At 66.9% G+C, this 24553-nt stretch carries 19 protein-coding genes; 18 read left to right on the top strand and 1 reads right to left on the bottom strand.

Annotated elements, in window-relative coordinates:
• The first annotated feature begins 24 nt into the window (after positions 1–24).
• The 9 genes from atpD to B9P64_RS17420 all read left to right on the top strand — a co-directional run bounded on the left by atpD (position 25) and on the right by B9P64_RS17420 (position 12695).
• Positions 25–1425 (top strand): F0F1 ATP synthase subunit beta, encoded by a 1401-nt coding sequence (atpD, locus tag B9P64_RS17460; RefSeq protein WP_085317283.1) that lies wholly within the window; start codon positions 25–27, stop codon positions 1423–1425.
• 24 nt (positions 1426–1449) lie between these two features.
• Positions 1450–1872 (top strand): F0F1 ATP synthase subunit epsilon, encoded by a 423-nt coding sequence (locus B9P64_RS17455; RefSeq protein ID WP_085317282.1) that lies wholly within the window; start codon positions 1450–1452, stop codon positions 1870–1872.
• 108 nt (positions 1873–1980) lie between these two features.
• Positions 1981–2565 carry an opioid growth factor receptor-related protein gene (locus B9P64_RS17450; protein WP_085317281.1) on the top strand — a complete coding sequence of 195 codons (585 nt, stop codon included), beginning with the start codon at positions 1981–1983 and terminating at the stop codon, positions 2563–2565.
• A gap of 41 nt (positions 2566–2606) precedes the next feature.
• A complete protein-coding gene (gene hemE / locus B9P64_RS17445; protein ID WP_328589877.1) occupies positions 2607–3686 on the top strand; it encodes a uroporphyrinogen decarboxylase in 1080 nt (359 codons plus the stop codon).
• A 711-nt stretch (positions 3687–4397) separates the two neighbouring features.
• The gene (priA, locus tag B9P64_RS17440; protein WP_085317280.1) at positions 4398–6656 is read left to right on the top strand and encodes a replication restart helicase PriA; all 2259 of its coding nucleotides are present in this window, start codon (positions 4398–4400) and stop codon (positions 6654–6656) included.
• 143 nt (positions 6657–6799) lie between these two features.
• Positions 6800–8320: an MBOAT family O-acyltransferase gene (locus tag B9P64_RS17435; RefSeq protein WP_085317279.1), complete on the top strand. Its 1521-nt coding sequence runs from the start codon at positions 6800–6802 to the stop codon at positions 8318–8320.
• Between the two features lie 2 nt (positions 8321–8322).
• Positions 8323–9399, top strand: coding sequence for a hypothetical protein (locus B9P64_RS17430; RefSeq protein ID WP_085317278.1), 1077 nt, complete (start codon positions 8323–8325; stop codon positions 9397–9399).
• 132 nt (positions 9400–9531) lie between these two features.
• A complete protein-coding gene (locus tag B9P64_RS17425; protein ID WP_085317277.1) occupies positions 9532–11571 on the top strand; it encodes a UvrD-helicase domain-containing protein in 2040 nt (679 codons plus the stop codon).
• Complete coding sequence (locus B9P64_RS17420) at positions 11571–12695, top strand: SLC13 family permease (protein ID WP_085317276.1); 1125 nt, start codon at positions 11571–11573, stop codon at positions 12693–12695. The genes B9P64_RS17425 and B9P64_RS17420 overlap by 1 nt, the downstream gene beginning before the upstream one ends.
• A gap of 9 nt (positions 12696–12704) precedes the next feature.
• On the opposite strand, the gene B9P64_RS17415 is transcribed toward B9P64_RS17420, so the two are convergent.
• On the bottom strand, positions 12705–14015 hold the full coding sequence (locus B9P64_RS17415; protein ID WP_085317275.1) for an outer membrane beta-barrel protein: 1311 nt from the start codon (positions 14013–14015) through the stop codon (positions 12705–12707).
• A 357-nt stretch (positions 14016–14372) separates the two neighbouring features.
• Between B9P64_RS17415 and B9P64_RS17410 the strand changes: the two genes are divergently transcribed.
• The 9 genes from B9P64_RS17410 to B9P64_RS17370 all read left to right on the top strand — a co-directional run bounded on the left by B9P64_RS17410 (position 14373) and on the right by B9P64_RS17370 (position 24526).
• Positions 14373–15695 (top strand): undecaprenyl-phosphate glucose phosphotransferase, encoded by a 1323-nt coding sequence (locus B9P64_RS17410; RefSeq protein ID WP_176256865.1) that lies wholly within the window; start codon positions 14373–14375, stop codon positions 15693–15695.
• Positions 15696–15770: 75 nt separating this feature from the next.
• Positions 15771–16598 carry a polysaccharide export protein EpsE gene (gene epsE / locus B9P64_RS17405; protein ID WP_085317273.1) on the top strand — a complete coding sequence of 276 codons (828 nt, stop codon included), beginning with the start codon at positions 15771–15773 and terminating at the stop codon, positions 16596–16598.
• Positions 16599–16608: 10 nt separating this feature from the next.
• Positions 16609–18039, top strand: a complete 1431-nt coding sequence (gene epsF / locus B9P64_RS17400) for a chain length determinant protein EpsF (RefSeq protein ID WP_085317272.1) — start codon at positions 16609–16611, stop codon at positions 18037–18039.
• Between the two features lie 39 nt (positions 18040–18078).
• Positions 18079–19020, top strand: a complete 942-nt coding sequence (locus B9P64_RS17395; RefSeq protein WP_085317271.1) for a polysaccharide biosynthesis tyrosine autokinase — start codon at positions 18079–18081, stop codon at positions 19018–19020.
• 93 nt (positions 19021–19113) lie between these two features.
• Entirely contained in the window at positions 19114–20742 is a 1629-nt protein-coding gene (locus tag B9P64_RS17390; protein WP_085317270.1) for a hypothetical protein, read from the top strand.
• Positions 20739–21926, top strand: a complete 1188-nt coding sequence (locus tag B9P64_RS17385; protein WP_085317269.1) for a glycosyltransferase family 4 protein — start codon at positions 20739–20741, stop codon at positions 21924–21926. Before B9P64_RS17390 ends, B9P64_RS17385 begins: the two co-directional genes overlap by 4 nt.
• Positions 21910–22959: a polysaccharide pyruvyl transferase family protein gene (locus tag B9P64_RS17380; RefSeq protein ID WP_085317268.1), complete on the top strand. Its 1050-nt coding sequence runs from the start codon at positions 21910–21912 to the stop codon at positions 22957–22959. The genes B9P64_RS17385 and B9P64_RS17380 overlap by 17 nt, the downstream gene beginning before the upstream one ends.
• Positions 22956–23327, top strand: a complete 372-nt coding sequence (locus B9P64_RS24570) for a hypothetical protein (RefSeq protein WP_139826363.1) — start codon at positions 22956–22958, stop codon at positions 23325–23327. Before B9P64_RS17380 ends, B9P64_RS24570 begins: the two co-directional genes overlap by 4 nt.
• Positions 23324–24526, top strand: a complete 1203-nt coding sequence (locus B9P64_RS17370; RefSeq protein WP_085317266.1) for a glycosyltransferase — start codon at positions 23324–23326, stop codon at positions 24524–24526. The genes B9P64_RS24570 and B9P64_RS17370 overlap by 4 nt, the downstream gene beginning before the upstream one ends.
• Positions 24527–24553: the final 27 nt, after the last annotated feature.

Below are 24553 nucleotides of genomic sequence, written 5' to 3'. Positions count from 1 at the left end.
AAAGGAAAGACGATGAGTGCTGTATTGGCTACGGGCCAGATCGTCCAGTGCATCGGCGCGGTTGTGGACATCCAGTTCCCGCGTGATGCAATGCCGAAGGTGTACGAAGCGCTGACGCTCGAAGCGAACGATTCCAAGTTCGCCGAGCCGGGCCTGACCTTCGAGGTTCAACAACAATTGGGTGACGGCGTCGTCCGCACCATCGCGCTCGGCTCGTCTGACGGCCTGCAGCGCGGCATGAAGGTCGCCGCCACCGGCGCCGGCATCACCGTGCCGGTCGGCACGGGCACGCTCGGCCGGATCATGGACGTGCTGGGTCGCCCGATCGACCAGGCCGGCCCCATCCCGGGCGGCGAAGTGCGCGCCATTCACCAGAAGGCGCCCAAGTTCGACGAGCTGTCGCCGTCGGTCGAACTGCTGCCCACCGGGATCAAGGTTATCGATCTGATCTGCCCGTTCGCCAAGGGCGGCAAGGTCGGTCTGTTCGGTGGCGCCGGTGTCGGCAAGACCGTGAACATGATGGAACTCATCAACAACATCGCGAAGTCGTACGGCGGCTTCTCGGTGTTCGCCGGTGTGGGCGAGCGGACTCGCGAGGGCAACGACTTCTATCACGAGATGGAAGAGTCGAAGGTTCTCGACAAGGTCGCGATGGTGTTCGGTCAGATGAACGAACCCCCGGGCAACCGTCTGCGCGTGGCGCTGACCGGCCTGACGATGGCCGAGAAGTTCCGCGACGAAGGCAAGGACATCCTGTTCTTCGTCGACAACATCTATCGCTACACGCTGGCCGGTACGGAAGTGTCGGCGCTGCTGGGCCGCATGCCGTCTGCCGTGGGCTATCAGCCGACGCTGGCCGAAGAAATGGGCAAGCTGCAAGAGCGCATCACCTCGACGAAGACCGGCTCGATCACCTCGATCCAGGCCGTCTACGTTCCGGCGGATGACTTGACCGACCCGTCGCCCGCCACGACCTTCCTGCACCTGGACGCCACCGTCGTTCTGTCGCGCGACATCGCCGCGCTGGGTATCTACCCCGCCGTCGACCCGCTCGACTCGACCAGCCGCCAGCTCGATCCGCAGATCGTCGGCGAAGAGCACTACGCGGTCGCCCGCGGCGTGCAGGTCACGCTCCAGCGCTACAAGGAACTGCGCGACATCATCGCGATCCTGGGCATGGACGAACTCTCGCCCGAAGACAAGCAGGCCGTGGCCCGCGCCCGGAAGATCCAGCGCTTCCTGTCGCAGCCGTTCAACGTGGCCGAAGTCTTCACCGGCTCGCCGGGCAAGATCGTCCCGCTGAAGGAAACCATCCGCGGCTTCAAGATGATCGTCAACGGCGAGTGCGACCACCTGCCCGAACAGGCCTTCTACATGGTCGGTTCGATCGACGAAGCCTTCGAAAAGGCCAAGACGCTGTCCTGAGCGTCCCAACTTAAGGGTTAGCTCATGTCCACGATTCACGTCGACGTCGTTTCGGCCGAACAGCTGATCTTCTCGGGCGAGGCGAAGTTCGTCGCGCTGCCCGGTGAAGCCGGCGAGCTCGGCATCCTGCCGAAGCACACGCCGCTCATCACCCGGATCCGTCCGGGCGCGGTGCGCATCGAGCGCGCCGACAACAACGAGGAAGAGTTCGTCTTCGTTGCTGGCGGCATTCTCGAAGTGCAGCCGGGCGTCGTGACCGTGCTCGCCGATACGGCGATCCGCGGCCACGACCTCGACGAAGCGAAGGCGGCTGACGCCAAGAAGCGCGCGGAAGAAGCCATGGCCAATGCGGCCAGCGACATCGACTACGCGAAGGCGCAGTCGGAGTTCGCGGTGATGGCGGCCCAGTTGGCGGCCATCCAGAAGCTGCGCAACAAGCGTCACTGAAGACCGGGCAGCCCACGCGGCTGCCGGCGGATTTCGACGGGCGGCCTCCGGGCTGCCCGTCGTCGTTTCCGGCGATGCAGCAGCGCCGCCCGGCTCTACACTCGGTTCATGGATTCAGCGCTCATCGCCTATCACGCCGGCAGCGGCGGCGATCACAAGGGTCGGCTCATCGGCCGAATCCTGGGCTATGACGACTACCGCATCGAGCATGTGCATGACTTCGTGCAATGGCTTTTTCCGTTGCCGGAGCCGAGCGCGTTCAATCTCGAGGCGCCGCCGCTGACCGCCGCCGACATCGCCGAGCTGCGCCAGCGCCCGGGCCTGACGCGCGGAATGCTGCAAGGCTTCGTGCAGATCACGAGCTATTTCGGCTTCGTCGCCGATGGCGATTTCGTGGCGCTGGCCGGACTCGATCTGGCGGCGCGACTCGATCCGGCGCTGATCGTGCCGGCATTGCGTTGCGGACCCGAGATCGTGCGCCGGGCTGGGCAGTGGGCCACGCCGTACAACCACAATTTCCGGCGCATCTCGCGCATGCTCGCGGCGCTGGTCTGGGCCGGGCATCCGAAGGTGGCGCAAGCCTTTCACCAGGCGCTGACCGACATGCCGGCCGAAGCCAGCCGGCATATCGACGAACATGTCCGTGGCTACTGGGCGCGCGCCGTTGCGGTGCAGCCCGATCTGCCGGCCTGACCGGCCGCCAACCTCTCACCGCGCCCTGGGCGCCGACCGCCGTGAACGACCGCTTTCTCCGAGCCCTGCTGCGCGAACCGACCGACACCACGCCCGTGTGGCTCATGCGCCAGGCCGGTCGCTATCTGCCCGAGTACCGCGCCACGCGCGCCCGCGCCGGCAGCTTCATGGCGCTGGCGCAATCGCCGGCGCTGGCCTGCGAGGTGACGATGCAGCCGCTCGACCGCTATGCGCTCGACGCCGCGATCCTGTTCTCCGACATCCTCACCGTGCCCGACGCGATGGGCCTCGGCCTGTCGTTCGCCGAGGGCGAAGGCCCGCGCTTCGCGCATCCGCTGCGCGACGAGGCCGCCGTGGCGGCACTCGAAGTGCCCGACATGGCCAAGCTGCAATACGTGTTCGACGCGGTGAAGGAAATTCGCGGCGCACTGGCGGCGCGCGGCGATGCCGCCGTGCCGCTGATCGGCTTTTCGGGCAGCCCGTTCACGCTCGCCTGCTACATGGTCGAGGGCGGCGGCTCGGACGATTTCCGCACCATCAAGACGATGCTGTACTCGCGGCCCGACCTGCTGCACCGCATCCTCGACATCAATGCGCAGGCGGTCGCCGCCTATCTCAATGCGCAGATCGAGGCCGGCGCGCAGGCGGTGATGATCTTCGACACCTGGGGCGGCGTGCTGGCCGAGGGCGCGTATCAGCGCTTCTCGCTCGCCTACATGAAGCGCGTCGTGCAGAAGCTGCATGTGGAATGGGACGGCCGGCGCATCCCGTCCATCGTCTTCACCAAGGGCGGCGGGCTGTGGCTGGAGCAGATCGCGGCGACCGGCTGCGATGCGGTCGGGCTCGACTGGACCGTGAACCTCGGTCAGGCGCGCGCCCGCATCGGTGACCGCTGCGCGCTGCAAGGCAATCTCGATCCGAATGCGCTGTTCGCCAGCCCCGACCAGATTCGCGGCGAGGTGGCCAAGGTGATCGAAAGCTTTGGCATCGTCGAACCCGGCGTCGGCCATGTGTTCAACCTCGGTCACGGAATCTCGCAATTCACGCCGCCCGAAGCGGTGACGGCGCTGGTCGATGCGGTTCACGACTACGGTCGGCGTATTCGGGCGAACGGCAGCTGATTTCGCCAGATGCGAATTGCAGAACTTGACTTATGCACATCTCCGCAAGTTTGTGCCGACATCGCCCGGCTCCGGCCGCCGGGCGAGGAATCTGACGCAAGTCGTTGATTCTTCTGCAATTGTGCGAAAAACCGGTTTTGCACTTCCGCGCCAAGCCACTGATTTGACGGCGTTTTCGATTTGCCTGCCGGCTGTGTCCACAAAGTTATCCACAGCTTTGATGCGCTGGCACTGCGGCCCGAGGTCTGGAGCGGTCACTCGGCCGGCGTCAAGCCGGCCAGTCCAGTCCGGCGCTGGTGGATTGGTGACGACGTGTTACGCCAGTGCGGCTGCGGCCGGCCCGCGCGCCGGTCGGTCGCCGGTTTTGGGTCGCGCCAGCATGCTTTCGTGTCGCTCTGATAGACCCAGGTCAAGGCGGTCTGGCGTTTTGCAGCGTCCGGTCATCCGGCGAATGGCATGGCTGGGACAGGCAGTTCCGGACTTGACTTATGCACATTTCCGCAACTTCGCAGCCGGGCCGACCGGAAACCGCGATGTAAGCCGGCTTGACTTGCAACCCATTGTTTTGCTTGGGTTTTATTCATCGCCTTACTTGAGCGCGGTGACGCAAGCCCTTGATTTGCCATCGCTTCGGCGGCCAGCGCACAGACACTTCCACAGAGTTATCCACAGAATCGTCCCGCGCCTCGCGGCAACTGCCGGAGGCGGCGGATGACCATCCTGCGCGTCGGCCTCGATCTGCCCAGCCGCGAATGCTTCGAATACCGCGCGCTGCCGGGCGTGAATGTTTCACGTGGATCGCTGGTGCTGCTGCCGTTCGGGCGCAGTCAGGTGGTCGGCGTGGTGCTCGGGCTCGCCGACACGCCCAGCGTCGATCCGGCCCGGCTGCGCGATTGCGTGGCGGTGATCGATGCGCTGCCGCCGCTGCCCGAGGACTGGCTCGCGCTCATCGCATTTGCCGCGCGCTATTACCAGCGTGGCGAGGGCGAATCGGCCCTGCAGGCGCTGCCGCAATCGCTGCGCGCAGCGGCCCAGTACCGCCAGGGCGAGGACGGCACCTGGAGCAATCCGCGCCTCGACCGGCTGTTGCGGCCCCCCGCCGCAGCGCCACGCCGACGCGGCAAGCCGACTTCGCCCTCGACTGAAAGCCCGCAGAAAGCAGAGTCAGCCACCGATCCCGATGCCCGGCTCAATCCGCATCAGCGCGCGGCGGTCGATGCGATCGCGGGCGGGCTGAGCGCGCCCGGCACGCCGCTGCTGTTGCACGGCATCACCGGCAGCGGCAAGACCGAGGTCTATCTCGCGGCGGCCCGGCAGGCGCTCGCGCTCGGGCGTCAGGCGTTGCTGCTGGTGCCCGAGATCAATCTCACGCCGCAACTGCTGGCGCGGGTGGAAGCGGCGCTGCCCGGCCGCCGCATCGTCGCGCTGCACAGCGGGCTGGCCGAGCTGCCCCGACTGCGCGGCTGGCTGGCCGCTGCGGCCGGCGACGCCGACATCGTGCTCGGCACCCGGCTGGCCATCTTCACGCCCATGCCGCGGCTCGGGCTGATCGTGGTCGACGAGGAGCACGACGCCTCTTACAAGCAGCAGGACGGCCTGCGCTACTCGGCGCGCGATCTGGCGGTGTGGCGCGGCCATCAGCTGGGCGCGCCGGTGGTGCTCGGCTCGGCCACGCCGTCGTTCGAGTCCTGGGCCAATGCCGAGGCCGGCCGCTATCGCCGGCTCGACCTGCCGCTGCGCGCCCGCGCTGGCGCGGAGCTGCCGCAGATCTGCATCGTCGGCGGTGCGCGTCCGGCTGGCGCCGTGCTAGTGGCGCCCCCAGCACCCGCGCCAACGCCAGCGCCAACGCCAACGCCAACGTCCGAAGCCACCGAAGCCACCGCCGGGCCCCAGGCGCCACCCCTCCGCCTGCTCGACGAAGCCGCCAGCGGCCTCAGCCCCGACGTGCAGCGCGCGCTCGCCGACTGCCTGGCCGCCCACCGCCAGAGCCTCGTCTTCCTCAACCGGCGCGGCTATGCGCCGGTGCTGTCCTGTCCGTCCTGCGGCTGGGCCGCCAGCTGCCAGCGCTGCTCGGCGCATCTGGTCTGGCACAAGGCCGACCGTCGGCTGCACTGCCATCTCTGCGGGCTGGAGCAGCGCGTGCCGCGCGCCTGCCCCGATTGCGGCAACCAGGACGTGCGTCCCTTCGGCCGCGGCACCCAGCGCATCGAGGAATCGCTCGCCGAACTCCTGCCCGACGCCCGCATCCTGCGCATCGATGCCGACTCGACCCGGCGCAAGGGCAGCGCCGAAGCGCTGTTCGAGCAGGTGCATGCCGGCGAAGCCGACGTGCTGCTCGGCACCCAGATGGTCGCCAAGGGCCACGACTTCCAGAACGTGGCGCTGGTGGTTGCGCTCGGCGCCGACGCCGCGCTCTACAGCCACGACTTCCGCGCGCCCGAGCGGCTGTTCCAGCAGCTGATGCAGGTGGCCGGCCGCGCCGGCCGCGCGGTACAGCCCGCCGATGCCGGCGCCGCCACGCCGCGCGCCCGCGTGCTGGTCCAGACCGGCGTGCCCGACCATCCGCTCTATGCCGCGCTGGTCGCGCACGACTACGCCGCCTTCGCGCGCGACCAGCTGGCCGAGCGCCAGGCCGCCGGACTGCCGCCCTACACCCATCACGCCGTGCTGCGCGCCGAAAGCCGCAACCTCGCCGATGCGGTCGGCTTTCTGGCCGCCGCGCGCGACTGCGCCCAGTCGCTCGGCGACGACAGCATCGGCGTGTTCGATCCGGTGCCGATGAGCGTGGTGCGCATCGCCAATGTCGAGCGCGCCCAACTGCTGGTCGAGGCCGGCCAGCGCGCCCGGCTGCAAGCCTTTCTGCCGCGCTGGATCGCCGCCTTTGGCGGTCAGCAGCTGGTCGGCCGCCAGTCCCGGGCCGGCACGCCCACGGTGCGCTGGCATCTCGAAGTCGATCCGATCGACATCTGACGCGGGCGGCCAATACCGGTTGTCCGGTCATTCGCACTGCATCGCAACAATTCCAAAGCCCTGTGCAAGAATTTCCCACGATTCATTGGGGACGCTGCGCTTCTATTCGGCGTTGGTATTGCTGCTTTCACTCCGCTATCTGAATGCTATTCAATTCGCCTGAATTCGCCTTTGTGTTCTTTCCGGCGGTCTATCTGCTGTTCAGATTGCTCGCACGGTTTCGTCGCGCCTGGCTGGTCAACAGCCTGCTGGTCGGCGCTTCGCTCGCCTTTTATGCTTACTGGATGCCGAGCGCGCTATTCATCCTGCTCGGCTCGATCCTGTTCAATTACTTTTGCGGCCTGCGCATTCTGGCGCGGGTCGGGGCGGGTAGATCGGCCGGTGGCTGGGTGGCATTGGGCGTCACGGGCGATCTGGTATTGCTGTCGATCTTCAAGTACGCCGGTTTCTTTGCGCAATCGGTCAACGACGTGTTTTCAGTCGGTTTGCCGGTGCCGCATATTCTGCTGCCGATCGGCATTTCATTTTTCACCTTCACCCAGATTGCATTTCTGGTCGATGCCGCCGCCGGCAAGGTGAAGGAATGCCGCTTTCTCGAATACCTGCTGTTCGTCACCTATTTCCCGCATCTGATTGCCGGTCCGATCCTGCATCACGCGGAAATGATGCCGCAGTTCGCCAAGGAGGAAACCTATCGCGTGCGCGGCGAGGTGATCGCCTCGGGCGCAATTCTGGTGGCGCTCGGCCTCATCAAGAAAGTGCTGCTCTCCGATGGCATTCAGCCCTATGCGGCAGTGCTGTTCGATCAGCAATATGCGGCTGCACCCAGCGCGCTGGTGTCGTGGATGGGCGCCATCGCTTATTCGCTCCAGCTGTATTTCGATTTCTCCGGCTATTCCGACATGGCGGTCGGCATTTCGCTCTTGTTTGGCGTGAAGCTGCCGTTCAATTTCGATTCGCCGTACAAGGCGCGCAACATCGTCGATTTCTGGCGTCGCTGGCATATCTCGCTGTCGAGCTTTCTGCGCGATTACCTCTATATCGCGCTCGGCGGCAATCGCCGGGGCAAGGCGCGGCGTTACGTCAATCTGATGCTCACCATGCTGCTCGGTGGCTTGTGGCACGGCGCGGCCTGGACTTTCGTCATCTGGGGCGGTCTGCATGGCGCCTATCTCATGCTCAACCACGCCTGGCGCGCGGCCAAGGACGGCCCGCTCAAGGGCGCCGCGCCGCTGTTCCGCAGCCGCGCCTACGCCGTCGCCGCCTGGGCGCTGACCATGGCGGCAGTGGTCGTGGCCTGGGTCTTCTTCCGGGCGTCGCGGGTCGAGGTGGCGCTTGAAATCCTCAAGGGCATGGCTGGCGCCAACGGCCTCGGCAGCGCCGCCGACTATCTGCGCTGCGGCTATGTGCAGGCCTGCGTCGATGCGCCGGCGGTGGGCGGGCTGCGCCAGCTCGGCCTCACGGCGGCATTGCTGCTGATTGCCGTTGCGCTGCCCAACAGCATTGCCATTTCCGAATATGTGCGCGGCCATTTCTCCGGGCTCAATCGCGGCCTGGGCTGGCGCGCCGCCTTCATTGTCGGCGCCGTCGTGCCGCTGTGCGCCTTTGCGGTGTTTCTCACCAGCGCGCGTGGCGTTTCCGAATTCATCTATTTCAACTTCTGACCATGCTTCGCTCAGCGATCAAGATTTCAATTGCGCTTGGCGCCGGCCTGATTGCCGCCGTGCTGGCGGGCGAGGCGGTGTTTTCGGCCTTGCCGGTCAATCGCGTGGCCTGGGGTGCATTGGCCACGCCCGAATGGCGCGGACCGCGTCTGGAACCCGATGTGACCACCACCTATTCGACCGAATGGGATTTGTCCGAAGCCAATCGGCTGCGCATCAATCGCATGGGCTTTCATTCGGCGCTTGAATACCAGCCCGGCACGCCGATGGTCGCGCTGCTCGGCGACAGCTATATCCAGGCGATGATGATTCCGGACGACCGCACCATCGACGGTCTGCTCAACGGCCGGCGCGCCGACAATCCGGCGATCTACAACCTGGGCGCCAGCGGCGCGCAATTGCCGACTTACACCCGCATGGCGGCCGAAGCCCGGCGCCATTATTCGCCGCAGGGCGCAGTGGTATTGGTGTCGCGCAACGACATTTATGAATCGATGCTGCCGGTCACGGGCTTCGAGAATTACCGCCGCAATGGCGAGGAATGGCTGCCACCGCAATATCTGCCGCCCGAAGCGCGGCGTTCGCCGGTCAAGGCGGCGGTCATGCATTCCTCGCTGTTCAATTATTTGCGCGGCAATCTCAAGATGGGCCAGACGCCGGTGTTCAAGGGCGGCCGGCCCGGCGATCACGAGCCGGCGGCAGTGGTCGGCGCCTATGCGCCGATGTCGCCCGACGAATGCCGGCCGATTTACCGGCATTTCCTCGAAACCTTTCCGGGCGAGGCCGGATTGGTGCCGGCCCAGGTGGTGCTCGTCTTCGACAGCCAGCGGTCGCTGCTCTATCCGGGCGGAAAGCCGTCGCCGGCCGCCGATACCGTTTGTCTGCCCGAGTTCGCCGCCGCAGCGCGAGCGGCCGGCTTTGGCGTGATCGAGCTCGAATCGATCTTTCGCGCCGAATACGCCAGCCAGCCGCGCCGCTTCGACTTCTGGCCGCGCGATGTGCACTGGAACGAGGAAGGCCATCGCATCGTGGCGCGCGAAATCGAGCGCGAACTGCGCGCCCGGGGCGTCTGGCACTGACGGCGCCGCAGCCTGCCGCCGGTCGGCTTTTTCGGCGGCGGGCGCCAAACCCGGCTTGCTAGACTCGCCCGGCCAGTCGCGCGCCCCGCCGGGACGCATCCGCGGCTGAGTGCCAACCAGAAGCGCGCCTCCATGTCCTTCCCGCTCAATGCCCCGCAGCAAGAAGCTGTCGTCACGATCGATCGTCCCTGCCTGGTGCTCGCGGGTGCCGGCTCGGGCAAGACGCGCGTCATCACGGCCAAGATCGCGCACCTGATCGGCAGCGGCTACGAGGCGCGCGAGATCGCCGCGCTGACCTTCACCAACAAGGCCGCCAGCGAGATGAAGGAGCGCGCCGACGGCCTGCTCAAGACCGAAGGCAAGTCGGCGCGCGGGCTGGTGGTGAGCACCTTCCACTCGCTCGGCGTGCGGCTGCTGCGCGCCGAGGGCCAGCATCTCGGGCTCAAGCCCAGCTTCTCCATCCTCGATTCGAGCGACGCCTACGGCATCCTGCAAGAGCAGCTCGCCACCACCGACAAGAAGCAGATCCGCAGCGTCCAGAACCAGATCTCGCTGTGGAAGAACGGCCTCGTCGACCCCGAGCCGGCCAACGAGCTGGCGCGCACCGAGGACGAGATCATCGCGGCGCGCGTCTACCGCAGCTACGACGCCACGCTGCGCGCCTATCAGGCGGTCGACTTCGACGATCTGATCCGGCTGCCGGTGCGGCTGTTCAGCGAGAACCATGCGCGGCTGCTGCACTGGCAGGGCCGGCTGCGCTATCTGCTGGTCGACGAATACCAGGACACCAACGCCTGCCAGTACGCGCTGATGAAGCTGCTGGCCGGCCGCGCCGGCTCGTCGGGCGCCTTCACGGCGGTGGGCGACGACGACCAGAGCATCTACGCCTGGCGCGGCGCCTCGCTCGAAAACATCCACCAACTGGAAAAGGACTGGGCGCAGCTCAAGGTCATCAAGCTGGAGCAGAACTACCGCTCCAGCCAGCGCATCCTGGCGGCGGCCAATTCGGTCATCTCGCACAACCCCAAGGTGTATGAAAAGAAGCTGTGGAGCGACCACGGCATCGGCGACGCGATCAGCCTCAAGGTCTACGAGACCGACGAGGAAGAAGCCAAGGAAATCGCGCTGCGCCTCATCGGCCACAAGTTCGAGCGCCGCGCCGAGTTCCGCGACTACGCCGTGCTCTACCGCTCCAACCATCAGGCGCGCGTGATCGAGCAGGCGCTGCGCAACGAGAAGATTCCTTACGTGCTGTCGGGCGGGCAGAGCTTCTTCGAGCGCGCCGAGATCAAGGACCTCACCTCCTACATGCGGCTGCTGGCCAATGGCGACGACGATCCGGCCTTCATCCGCGCGATCACCACGCCCAAGCGCGGCATCGGCCCGACCACGCTCGAAGCGCTCGGCAGCTATGCCGGCGAACGCAAGGTGTCGATGTTCGAGGCGGCCTATCTGCCCGGCGCCTACGAGCGGCTCGGCCGCAAGCTCGACGACATCCGCGAGTTCGGCGACTTCATCAACCGCATCACCTATCGCGCCGAGCGCGAGACCGGCGACGAGCAGGTCGGCGCGCTGGTGCTGGAGCTGCTCAAGGCGATCGACTACGAGGCCTATCTGTACGACCAGCACGACCAGCGCACCGCCCAGGGCAAGTGGAGCAACGTGATGGAGTTCGTCGAGTGGATCAGGAAGCGCGCGGCCGCCGATGAATTCCACCAGGCGCGCACGCTGATCGAGGTGGCGCAGACGATTGCACTGATCTCGATGATGGACGGCAAGGACAAGGACCTCGACGCGGTCAAGCTGTCCACGCTGCATGCGTCGAAGGGGCTGGAGTTTCCGCATGTCTTCCTCGTCGGCGTCGAGGAAGGGCTGCTGCCGCACACCCGGCCCGACGATCCGGGCGAGGAAGAGCCCGAAGGCGTCGCGCGCATCGAGGAAGAGCGCCGGCTGATGTACGTGGGCATCACGCGGGCCCAGCGCTCGCTGCATGTGAGCCTGTGCCGGCGGCGCAAGCGCGGACGCGGCAAGGCGGCGTCGGCGATCAATTGCGAGCCGAGCCGCTTCATCGCCGAGATGGGGCTGGACGCGCCGCAGCAGCAGAAGAAGCCCGAGGAAAAGCGCGACACGCGCGCGATGTTCGCCGACCTCAAGGCGATGCTCGGCAAGTGATGCGGCCGCCGAGCGCCCTGGCGCGCAGTGCGGGCCGGCTGCTGCGCGATCCGGTGCTGCTGACGCTGCTCGCGGCGCTGCCGGCGCTCGGCTGGCTCAGCACGCTGCCGGTCGCGCGCTGGCCCGGGCTGATCGACTGGGACACGCTGGCCGCGCTGGCGGGCTTGCTGGTGCTGACCAAGGGCGTCGAGCTGAGTCAGGGGCTGCATCTGGCCGGCCAGCGGCTGATTGCGCGGCTGCCGACCGAGCGTGCGCTGGCGCTCGGGCTGGTCGCGGCGGCGGCGCTGTTGTCCACCGTGCTGACCAACGATGTCGCGCTGTTCGTGCTGGTGCCGTTCACGCTCGGGCTCGGCCGGCTGGCGCAGTTGCCGGTGGCGCGACTGGTGGTGTTCGAGGCGCTGGCGGTCAATGCCGGCTCGGCGCTCACGCCGATCGGCAATCCGCAGAATCTGTTCCTGTGGCAGCGCAGCGGCGTGGGCTTCGGCGCCTACATGCTCGCGATGCTGCCGATGGTGGCACTGGCCTGCGCGCTGCTGCTGGCGCTGGCCGCAATCGCTTTCAGGGGCAGGGGGCTGGCACTCGCGGCGGGGCGCGCGGCGCCGGCGCTCGACCGGCCGCTGCTGTTCGGCGCGCTCGCGCTCTATCCGCCGTTTCTGCTGCTCACCCATCTGCATCGCGCGCCGCTGGCCTGCGCGCTGGTGATCGGGCTGTTCGCGCTCCTGCGGCGGCGCCTGCTGGCGCGCGCCGACTGGGGGCTGATCCTGGTCTTCGCGCTGATGTTCGTGGATCTGGGCCTGCTGGCCGGGCTGGAGCCGGTGCGCGCTGCCGTTGCCGGACTCGGGGTCGAAGCGCCGGCGCGGCTCTACTGGCTCGGCATCGCCACGTCGCAGTTCATCAGCAATGTGCCGGCGGCGCTGCTGCTGGCCCGGCTGACGGACGACTGGCAAACGCTTGCAATCGCGGTCAACGTGGGCGGCTTCGGGCTGGCGCCCGGCTCGCTGGCCAATCTGATCGCGCTCAGGCTGGCCGGCCGCCACGGCAGCGGCTGGCTGTTCCACGCATGGTCGCTGCCGTTTCTGCTGCTGCTCGCGCCGCTGGTGTGCCGGCTGGCCGGGCTGGGCTGAGCCAGCCGATCAGCGGAAGCGGTACTGCGTCGTGACCATCACGACATTGGCCTTGTAGTCGTACAGCGGCGTGCCGTCGGTATTGAGCAGGTTGGAGCTGCGCGTGACGCGCTGGAGCTGGAAGCCGACCTGCCAGCGGTCATAGGGCAGCCAGTCCAGGCCCAGCGTGTGCTGGAGCGAGTTGTCGAGCCGCGCCGGTCGGGTGGTGAGATTGGACTGGATGCTGTTGGGATCGCCGCGGTAATCGTCGCGGCGCCACATGCTCTCGACATTGGCGGTGACCTTGGGCGTGACGCTGTAGCTCAGCTTGCCGTCGAGCGACGAGGTCAGCGAATAGACCCGGTCGTAGGCATCGGTGCCGCTCACGCTGCGCCCGCCGGTCAGCTCGGCGCGCAGCTTGCCGGTGAACTGATAGCGCAGCGTCAGCGAGGCGACCGGGCCCCAGAAGTCGCGCTCGGGCACCTGATCGTGATGGCGCCGGGCCCAGCCGATGCTGGTCTGGGCTTCGGTGAAGCCGCCGGGCCGGTAGATGAGGCCGGCGCCGAATTCGCGCTGGGTGTAACTGTTGTCGATCGGCGCGGTCACCAGGATGACCCGGTTCGGGTATTGCCCGTCGGTCAGCGTGCCGTACAGATAGAAGTCGTCGTTGCGGCCGTTGATGTAACCGGCCTGCACGCCCACGGTGGAGATCTTGTTGTCGTTGGTGCGCAGCGAGCTCGACGAGTTGGTCGACTCGCGGTGACCGGCGCTCAGCGTCAGCCGGCGGTCGGGGCGCGGCCGGTAGTTGCCGACGAAGTCGAGCCGGTCGGTCTGGAGCTGGTTGAGCCCGGCGACCAGCGCCGACAGCGATTGCGACTGGTTCGCGATGGCGGTCTGGGTCTCGTCGCGGCCATAGATGAGCGTGCCGTCGAACTCGTTGCCCAGCTGCCAAAACCAGGTGGCGCTGCCGTTGACCAGCGTGCTGTTGAACTGGGTGTAGTCGCGGTAGGCGTTGTAGCGCACGTTGGCATCGACCACGAAGCGCTGGCGGCTCACGTTGGCGCGCGCATTCACGTCGAGATAGGGCGCGTAGGTGATGTCGGCGCGCTTGGCGCCGAGCGACGAGTTGCGATCGTTCGGCGTTACGCCGTCGGGCAGCCGGAGGATGTTGTTGTCGGACGAGACGGTCATCCCGGCCGAGTAGGTGATGCCGGTGCGTTCGGGCGTCGCATCGAACGGCACCAGCGCCTGCGATTGGGCTGTGATGCACCAGCCTGGTCCCAGCGCGGCGGTGGCAATTGCCAGGCGGACGAGGCCGCGCGGCACGGAGGGCGAGTTCATCGGCTGTCCCCGAGATTTCATCAGGCTGTGCTTTCGTTGACCGTAAGCGCCCACCGGGAGGGACGGGCGGCGTTTCGGCGCCCGAATTTACACGCCTGTCGCTCCAATCGACGATTGAAAAGCCCGACAGCCGTTGCACGGTGGATGCTTGCAGGTTGATGGTCGGCTGCGGCAGACCTTGAAACCCATGGGGCCGAACGTTTGAACTGGATGGCACTAGTCGTGCATCCTCAAGCGTTGCCCAGAGGCCCATCCCAGTATGGTGAACGAACTGCACGCCCCCACGAACCCATGATCCTTCAGAGCCCACAAGTCGCGTTTTCGCGCGGTCGAGCGTCGTTCATCGGCCTGGTCCGGATGTCGGTCGAACCGACGATCGTCGTGCTGAGCCTGCTCATCTCGGCATTGCTGGCGGGCCGGCATTTCGGCGGTGCCGAACTGGTGCTGGCAATGATCGCGTTCTCGCTCACTTTCCCGGGCGAGGTCTCGATGCGCAAGATCAAGCGCGGCCTGATGGTGTCGGTCTGCGCAAGCTGGTGCGTCACCTTCGGGCTGATGCTGTTCTTCGGCTGGGCCACGCGCTTCATCTGGCACTTCGATCCGCTGATGCTCGCGATCTGGTTCGCGATCACGCCGGTGGCGCTCTATGCGGCGCACAACATCATTCCGCGCCTCACGCCGCAGCTGCTCGCCATCGACGGCTTCCGCAAGTCGGTGATCGTCGCGGCCAACGATTCAGGTCGCAAGCTGGCGCGCAACCTGCGCGAGGAGCCGACGCTCGGCTTCCAGTTCATGGGCTTCTTCGACGACCGCACCGGCGACCGTCAGCCGCCGCTCGAGGAAGGCCCGCTGCTCGGCTCGATCGACACCGTGGCCGAGTACGTGAAGAAGAACGCCATCGAGGCGGTGTTCATCGCGCTGCCGATGGCGCATCAGCCGCGCCTGCTGGCGCTGCTCGACGAGATGAAGGACACCACCGCGTCCATCTACTTCGTGCCCGACATCTTCATGTTCGACCTGATCCAGGCGCGCATCGACGACATCAACGGCGTGCCGGTGCTGGCCGTGTGCGAGACGCCCTTCGTCGGGCTGAACGGCATCATCAAGCGCATCAGCGACATCGTGCTGGCGAGTCTGATCATTCTCATGATCAGCCCGATCCTGCTCACGGTCGCCATCGGCGTGAAGCTCAGCAGCCGCGGTCCGGTCATCTTCCGCCAGCGCCGCTACGGGCTGGACGGGCGCGAGATCATGGTCTTCAAGTTCCGCAGCATGACCGTCACCGAGAACGGCGCCGAGGTGAAGCAGGCGCAGCGCAACGACAAGCGCATCACGCCGTTCGGCGGTTTCCTGCGCCGCACGTCGCTCGACGAACTGCCCCAATTCTTCAATGTGCTGATCGGCACGATGAGCATCGTCGGACCGCGTCCGCACGCGGTTGCACACAACGAGCAGTACCGAAAGCTCATCAAGGGCTACATGATTCGGCACAAGGTCAAGCCCGGCATCACGGGCTGGGCTCAGGTCAATGGCTTCCGGGGCGAGACCGAAACCCTCGACAAGATGCAGGCGCGGATCGAGTACGACCTCGAATACCTGCGGCGCTGGTCGCTCGGTTTCGATCTGTTCATCGTCTGGAAGACGCTGGCCGTGTTCACCAACCGCACCAACGCCTATTGATGCTGCGGTCGCGGGCTGCCACGAGCGCTCCGCCATCGCAGGTCCAACCCACTCCTCTTTCCCATGCAAATTTCCATGCGCAATCGCGATTTCACCAGCCGGCTGGTGAGCTTGTTCCTCCTCGTTCTGGCAATCGGTTTCGGGACGGCAAGCCAGGCCCAGACCCATGCGGACGAGCGCTTCCTGCTCGGCTCGGGCGACCTGCTGCGCATCGTGGTGTTCCAGAACCCCGACCTGTCGATCGACGCCCGGGTGAGCGGTCTCGACACCGTCAACTTCCCGCTGATCGGCGAGATCAGCGTGCGTGACCTGACGCCGCGCCAGGTCGAGGCGCTGATCGCGAAGAAGCTCCAGGACGGTCAGTACGTGAAGGCGCCGCAGGTGCTGGTCAACGTCACCGAGTACCGCTCGCATCTGGTGTCGGTGCTGGGAAATGTGAATCGTCCGGGCCGCTATCCGCTCGATCTCGACTACAGCCTCTCCGATATCGTCGCGGTGGCTGGCGGCGTGACGCCGGCCGGGGCCGACGTGGTGGTGCTGAGCCGTACCGAGAACGGCACGACCAAGAACACCGGTTACGACCTGGAAGCCCGCTATCTGCCGGGCGCCAATCCGGTGCAGGACGTGAAGCTGGTGGCCGGCGACGTGGTCTACGTGCGCCGCGCGCCGCTGTTCTACATCTATGGCGAGGTCAACCGTCCGGGCGCCTTCCGCCTCGAACGCAACATGACCGTGCAGCAGGCGATCTCGGCCGGCGGCGGCATCACGCTGCGCGGTACCGAGCGCGGCGTGCGGGTTGCCCGCCGCGATGCCGATGGCCGCACCACCGACGTCCCCGGCGTCGGCCCCACCACCGTCATCCAGGCCGATGACGTGATCTACGTGCGCGAAAGCGTCTTCTGAGAGCGAGGCCATGAACTTTTTCCAACTCCTCACCGTCATCCGCGCGCGCTGGACCATCGCGGTTGCGGTGTTCGCGACCGTCGTCGGCGTGACCACCGTGCTGTCGCTCATCATGCCGAAGCAGTACACCGCCTCGGTCAACTTCGTGGTCGATCCCAAGGGCGCCGATGTGCTCGGCGGCGGCGCGGGCGCCTCGGTGGCCATGGTCACGCCGGCGCTGGCGGCCACCTACATGGCCACGCAAGCCCAGATCCTGCAAAGCAAGCGCATCGCCACCCAGGTGGTGCGCAAGCTCAACCTGCTTGAAGAACCGCTCATCAAGCAGGAACTGGCCGACGCGACCGATGTGCGTTCGCCCGAAGACTTCGCCGCCGATCTGCTCGGCCGGCGCACCGACGTGGCCGCCGCCAAGGACAGCCAGCTGCTCACCGTGAGCGTGACCTGGCCCGATCCCGAAACCGCCGCGGCGATCGCCAACGGTTACGCCGACGCCTATCGCGGCTTCACCACGCAGATGCGCACCCAGCCGGCGCGCCAGAGCGCCGAGTTCTTCAACGAGCAGCTCAAGACGCTGCGCGGCGACCTCGAACGCGCCCAGTCCAAGCTGTCGGCCTATCAGCAGGAGAACAAGATCGCCGCTTCGGATGCGCGGCTCGACATCGAGAGCGCGCGGCTGGCCGAGCTGTCGTCGCAACTCTCGCTGGCCCAGGGCTCGTCGGCCGATGCGCGTTCGCGTGCGGCCCAGGGCGGCCGTGCCGGTGCCGCGATCCCCGAGATCGCCACCTCCGGAATCATCACCCAGCTGCGCGGCGAGGTTGCCCGCGCCCAGAGCGAGCTGGATCAGGTGGCCAAGGCCTACGGCCCCAACCATCCGTCCTATCAGCTGCGCGCCGCCCAGCTGGCCGCCGCCCGCGACAGCCTCGAACGCGAACTGCGCTCGCTGTCGAGCAGCATGGGCAGCGCCAGCCAGGCCAGCGAACAGCGCGAAGCCGAAATGCGCCGCGCCGTCGACAACCAGCGCCAGAAGGTGCTCGAACTCGGCCGTCAGCGCGACGACCTGTCGGTGCTGGCGCGTGAAGTCGACAGCGCGCAGAAGGTCTTCGACATGGCGCTGCAACGCTTCGCCGAAAGCAACATCCAGAGCCAGGCCAGCATCACCGATGCCACCGTGCTCAATGCCGCCAGCGTTCCCGATCGCCCGTCCAAGCCCAAGGTGTTCCTGAACATCCTGGTGTCGGTCGTGGGCGGCGCGCTGCTGGCGCTGTGCGTGGCCATCCTGGTCGAACTGTCGGACCGCCGCGTGCGCACGGTCTACGACGCCGCCGACTTCGTCGATGCGCCCATCCTCGGCGTGCTGCCGCCGGCCAGCGCCCGCCTCCAGGGCTCGCCCGCCGTCGCCCTGCCGGGCGGGGCATCGGGCAAGGGCCTGCTGGGCCGCTGACCTCAAGCACCCGCGAAACGATCAAGGAACTCAGACCCCATGAACATCCACACGCGACCCACGCCCGCCGAGGGCGGCCAGCAGGGCGTCGAGACCATCGTGGCGCGCGACGCCGTGCCCGAGCAGGCCCCGGCCGAGCCCGAGATCCGCGACCGGCCGCTTGGCGAAATCCTCAAGGAAGTCGCCGCGCTGAGCACCGACCAGATCAACGAGATCCTGTCGCACCAGCGCACGCGCGGCATCCGCTTCGGCGAGGCCGCGATCGAGCTGGGCTATGCCTCGGCCGACGTGGTGCGCTATGCGCTCGCGCGCCAGTTCCACTATCCGTATGACAGCAGCGCCGATTCGGGCCTCGCGCCCGAGCTGGTCTGCGCGACCGCGCCGTTCACGGCCGCCGCCGAAGCCATCCGCGGCGTGCGCAGCCATCTGCTGTCGGGCGCGCTGTCCGAGCCGTCGGTGCAGGTGCCGATCGCCATCGTCAGCCCCAATCCGGGCGAGGGCCGCAGCTATGTGGCCGGCAATCTGGCCATCGCCTTCGCCCAGCTCGGCCGCCGCACCATCCTGGTCGATGCCGACTTCCGCAAGCCGCGTCAGCACGAGATGTTCGCCAGCCCCAAGAGCATCGGTCTGGCCGGCGTGCTGTCGGGCCGCACGCAAGCCGACGTCATCCACAAGGTGCGCGGCTTTCCGAGCCTGGCGCTGCTGCCGGTCGGCGTCACGCCGCCCAATCCGCTCGAACTGATCGAGCGGCCCGCGTTCTCGCTGCTGCTGCGCGAGTTCGTCAGCAAGTTCTCGTATGTGCTGCTCGACACGCCGGCCGGCTCCTTTGGCTCGGATGCGCGCGCCATCGCGGCGCGTTGCGGCCATGCGGTCATCGTGACCCGCAAGGACCGCACGACCGCCGCCCAGCTGCGCGATTTCAGCGCCAGCCTGCGCGACACCGGCTGCAAGATCGTCGGCGTGGTGCTCAACGAGTTCTGATCGCCGGGACGCGCCGCGGAGCCCGGCCCGCAGCGCGTCCCCGTCGCCGGCGGTTGCCACCGCTTGTTCCCTGGCTCGGCAACGGACGGCCTCATGAAGAAGACCTTCGAATTCCCCAACACCCTGACCACGGTGATCTGCACCGTGGCCCTCATGCTCGCGGCCGCCTACGGGCTGGTCGTGGCGGTGGCCGGCATCAAGCCGGCCGTGCTGGTGCTCGCCGCCATCCTCGGCATGTTCGCGTTCGCGCTGCCGATCGAGGCGCTGATGCGCGCACTGCTCATCTACAGCGTGTTTCTCTCGGGCGTGCTGGTCTATTTCACGCCGCTCGGCCCCAATGCCTACTGGCCGGCCGCCGGCCTCGGCGTGGTGCTGGGCGTGCGCATTCCCATCGAGCTGCTGTCCGGCGCGCGCGAGCGCAAACGCAGCGGCAGCAGCGGCGACGGGCCCGGTCGCGGTCCGATCGCCACGCTGTCCAATGTGGTGCTGCTGGTGGCGGCGGCGTTTCCGGTCACGGTGCTGGTGTCGTCGGTCGTCGGCGGCGCGCCGATGGATCAGGTGCTGCTCGGCATCAAGGCCTATTTCGGCTATTGGCCGCTGATGTATGTGCTGGCGCTCGGCATGGCGAGTGAGAAATTCATCGCCTGGGCCTGGAAGGCATTGTTCTGGTGCTCGCTGATTCAGGTGCCATTCGTGGCATTCCAGCGCATCGTCATCATGCCGCAGCGACTTCAGGGCGCTTCCGAATTCGATTCCATCGTCGGCACCTTCGGCGGCGATCCGTTTGGCGGCGGCTCGAATGCCACCCTGGTGCTCTATTGCCTGGTCTCGCTCTATCTGGCGGCCAATTACTACCGCGTGGGCGTGCATCGCATTGCAGCTGTCGCGCTCGTCATTTGCACCAGCCTCGCCTGCATCTTTGCCGGCGAAGTGAAGGCGGTAATCGCCTTTCTGCCGATGGGCCTGACCGCCGCCTTCTGGGACACGCTGCGCAAGAAGCCGATCCGATTCGTCTACATGCTGGTGGCGGCCGGCGGCTTTGCGCTCGCCATCATCTTTGCCTATCAGGCCATGTACTGGTCCAAGAATCAGGAAGTGACTGGCGCGAGCGAATCGGACGGCATGACCAAGTCGCTCACCTATGCCTTCAATCCCGATCAGGTGTCGGTCAATACCGGCGAATTGTCGCGTGCCGCGGTGATTGCACTCTGGAATCAGGATGCGCGCGGCGACATTCCGCGGCGCTGGCTCGGTTATGGAATCTTTGCCAGCCGCGCTTCCGAAACCTTTTCGATGGGCAAGGCGGCGGCCAAGTATTACCCGCTCAACATCAACTGGACCACGGCGGCGGCGCTGCTCTGGGATTTCGGGCTGCTCGGGATGATTACCTTCTTCCTGATCCCGATTTCCACGATTGCGCTAATCCTCAAGATCAGCGCCCATCCGCAATTGAGCCCCGAGACCCGGGCCCAGGTGCATGTGGCGCTCGCCATCATGGTCATCGGGGTGCCGTTCCACTTTTATCAGAACTACGTCTATCTGCATCCGCCGACGCAATGGCTGTATTACTTCGCGATCGGCTATGCGATTCATGTGGCGCGCGGCCTGCCTGAAATGCCCAGCACCCGGCGCAAGTCGGTGCGCGCCTCCAGCGGTTTTCGCGGCATTGCCGCCGCGCATGCCGATGCACATCTGCCGGCGACTGCCGAGCTGTCGAAATGACACGACCGTTATGCGTCGTCGCGACGTGGTTCTATGAAAGTCAGGGCATGCTCGACTTCAAGTACCGCTTGCGCGCGCTGGCCGACAATTACCGGCTGATGGTTTTCACGCGGCGGCCGCTCGATCCGAGCGATTTCGATGGCGTGGAATTCGACCAGATATTGCTGGCCGAAAAGGCCGATCTGCCCGGACTGCTGCGCTATCAATGGCGGCTGTGGCTGCGGGTGCGTCTGCTCGATTACCACGCGGCAGTATTGCTCGGATCGCATTTCGGTTTTTTGTCGGCCGCATTGCCGCGCTCGGCGCTCTACTGGAATGAGCATCCGCTGCAAATCGTGCCGCGCGACCAGAATCGCGGGCTCAAGCGGCGCATTTACACGCTGATGCTCAAGCTCTGGTATCGCGCCTCGAATCGGGCGGCGGTGGTGCTGCCCATCAGCCATACGCTGCGCGACGATTTGCTCGCGCATGGCGTGAGAGGCGGCCATACCCGGGTCGAATGGATGGGCGTGGATGAAACCTTCTATTCCCATGCCCGGGTGCGCCAGATCGGCGATCGGCTGCGCGTGATCTATGTGGGCACAGTGCAGCCGGCGCGCGGCCGCGACGTGATGCTCGACGCCTTCGCCCGACTCAAGCAGGAAGGCGTGCCGGCGCATCTGACCATCGTCGGCGCCTCGCCCGAGCAGCTCGACTATTGCCGCGAGCGCGTGGCCGAGCTTGGCATCGGCGACGTGGTGCGCGTCGAGGGCCGGGTGCTGGGCCGCGAAGTGCCGCAATGGCTCGACGAAGCCGATGCCGGCTTGTGCCTGTGGGAAAACCGGCCGCATTGGCAATTCAATCCGCCGACCAAGCTGTTCGAATATCTCGCGGCCGGATTGCCGGTGATTGCGAGCGATATCCGCACCCATACCGATTACCTGCGCGAAGGCTATTCGGGCGCGATCTTTCCGTATGGCGTCGACGGTCTGGTCGATGCCGTGCGGCGGCTCTGGCGCGATCGGGCGCAATTCGGCGCCATGAGCGAGGCGGCAATGATCGAAGCTCGCCAATACCGCTGGAGCGGCGTGCGACCGCAATTCGAAGCTTCGGTCGAAGCGGCTGCCGGCCGTGCAATCCAGGGCCGCAGCCAGCCCATCGACGATTCGGCGGGAAAGGCGGCCAAGCATGGCAAGCTTTCCTGATACCGCAGGCTTCGACCGCGCAGCCGACATTGCGCTGCTGACGCGATTGCAGGACCAGCTGCTCGAGCGGGTGCGCAGCCTGCTGCAGGGCGCGCGCGAGGTGGTGCTGCTCGACTATCCCAACAATTCGAACGTGGGCGATTCGCTCATCTGGCTCGGCGCCCTGGCGCTGGTGCGCCGGCTCGGATTGAAGGTGCGCTACTACTCCGATTGCCGCAATGCCGACATGGCGCGCCTGAGCGAATTGGCGCGCGATCGCCGGCTCGCCTTTCTGCTCAATGGCGGTGGCAATTTCGGCAGCCTCTGGGTGCATCACCAGCATTTCCGACTCGATATCTTCGAGGCCTTTCCCGACAACATCATCATCCAGTTGCCGGTCAGCACCCATTTCGACGATCCGGCCGGTGCCCTGGCCCAGCGCACGCGCGAGGTATTGGCGCGCCGGCCCAATGTGCAACTGCTGGTGCGCGATCGGCCGTCGGCCGATGAATTCCGCAGCCGATTCGGCATCGAGGCCTGGCTGGTGCCCGATCTGGCCTTCATGCTCGGGCCCTTGCCGCGGCTGCCGGCGCAATGCCCGCGCATTGCGCTGCTGCGCTCCGACAAGGAAAGACGGGCCGATCAATCGCTGGCGGTCGGCGCGGATGTGCCGGTGGTCGATTGGCTGGACGAAGATCGGGAAGAGCGCTTGTGGCAGCGCACAATCCATCTGATGGGCGGTGTCGTTCGCGCTTTCGATGGCGATCACCAGTTGCTCGGCTGGCTTTACGAGCGATTGAGCCGAGCCCGGCTGCGGCGCGGAATCGCGCTGCTGTCGCGCGGCGAAACCGTGCTCACCGATCGGCTGCATGCGCATGTGTTGTCGGTATTGCTCGGCATTCCCAATTCGATCGGCGACAACTCGACCGGCAAGGTGCGCGCGCTTTACGACGCCTGGACGCATGAAAGTGCCACGGTGACCTGGTGCGGTGCGGCCACGGCGCCGGCGCAATCGGCGCCCGCCGCGTCCGAATTTGCCGCGATTCGCGGATGAGTTTCGACTTGCATTCGGCCACTTGCCGGCCCGGGCAATTGGCAATTCAGTCCGGGATTGGTGGCGCCAGCACTGCCGGGGCGCAGATGAACGCAGTTCGATCAATTGTTCCATTCGATGACAGTCAGCAGTCCATGTCGAAGCCGCATGCGAAATTCCAGATTCATTCCAGTCGCGTGGCCGCCATTCATTCGGCGGCGCGCTGGCTGGAATGGATTGCGTGCGGCGCCGATGACGGCAATGCGCATATCGCCGAACCGGGAGCTGCCGTGAAGACCTGCTCTGCTGCCGCCGCGCGTCCGCTGCCGGCGCGCGTCCTGTCCTGCGCCGCCGCCATGCGCGGCCGCCCGGAGGGCGCGCCCGCATGACCGCCGTGCCGCCCAAGCCGCCGCTGCATGTCGTGACCTGGTTCTACGACTACCAGCCCGGCCTTGCCATCTACCGTCAGCGGCTCGAACTGCTGGCCCAGCACTACGAGCTGCATGTGGTGGTGCGCAGCCCGGCGCATCCGCCGCGGCTCGGGCTGGCGGCCGATGCGCGGGTGCAGGTGCTGGCGGTGTCGGACGGCAGCTACTGGTCGCTGGTGCGCTACTGCCTGCTGGTCTGCCTGCATCTGGCCGGCGCGCGGCCGGCGCCGGTGTTCCTGTTCACCTCGCATCTGTCGATGGCGGCGCTGTGGCTGCGCCGGCGCCCGGTCGCCATCTACTGGAACGAGATGCCCTCGCACTATTTCTCGCGCCATGCGCGCGGCTCGGTGAAGGGGCTGTTCACCGGCGCGTTCCGGCGCCTGACCTACTGGGGCATGCGCTCGGCGCGGGTGGTGATGCCGATCAGCCGCTTCATGGCCGAAGACCTGATCGCCCAGGGCGCGCGGCCGGGCCGGGTCAAGCTGGTCGACATGGGCGTCAGCGTCGACCATCTGCCGGCGCGGCTGCGGCCGCAGGCACCCGACGGCGCCGTCACCGTCTGCTATGCCGGCACGCTCACCGGCGAGCGCGGCCGCGAACAGATCGTGGGCGGCGTGCTCGCGGCGCTGGCCGCCGGCGTGCCGGTGCGGCTGCTGATCGTGGGCGCGCCCGAGGCCGACCAGGGCGCGCTGCGCGCCGCCTTCGCCGCCGCCGGCCGCGCCGACGCGCTCGAAGTGCACGGCCTGCTGTCGAGCGCCGAGGTGTTCGCCGCCTATGCGCGCGCCGACCTCGGCGTGACCCTGCTCGAACCCAATGCCCACTTCGAGTTCAATCCGCCGACCAAGCTGTTCGAGTACCTGGTCGCCGGCCTGCCGGTCATCTGCAACCGCATCCGCACGCTCACGCATTACGTCGACGACGGCAGCACCGGCTTCCATTGCGACTACAGCGTCGAAGGCGTGGCCGAAGCCATCGCGCGCGCGGCCGCCGACCGCGCCGCGCTCGGCGCCATGCGCGCGCAATGCATCGACGCCGGCGAGCGCTACCGCTGGGACCGCGTCGCGCCGACCTTCCTGGCCCAGATCCAGCGGCTCTATCTCGCGCCCGGTCATGCCGGCGCCGAGGCCGAGCCCGCCCGCGCCGTGCAGGCGCGCGACTGAGGCCCGCCGGGCCCGTCAGCCGCGCCG

The organism is Derxia lacustris (assembly GCF_002105195.1).
Classification (GTDB): Bacteria; Pseudomonadota; Gammaproteobacteria; order Burkholderiales; family Burkholderiaceae_E; genus Derxia; species Derxia lacustris.
This window is presented reverse-complemented; position numbering and strand designations above follow the sequence as displayed.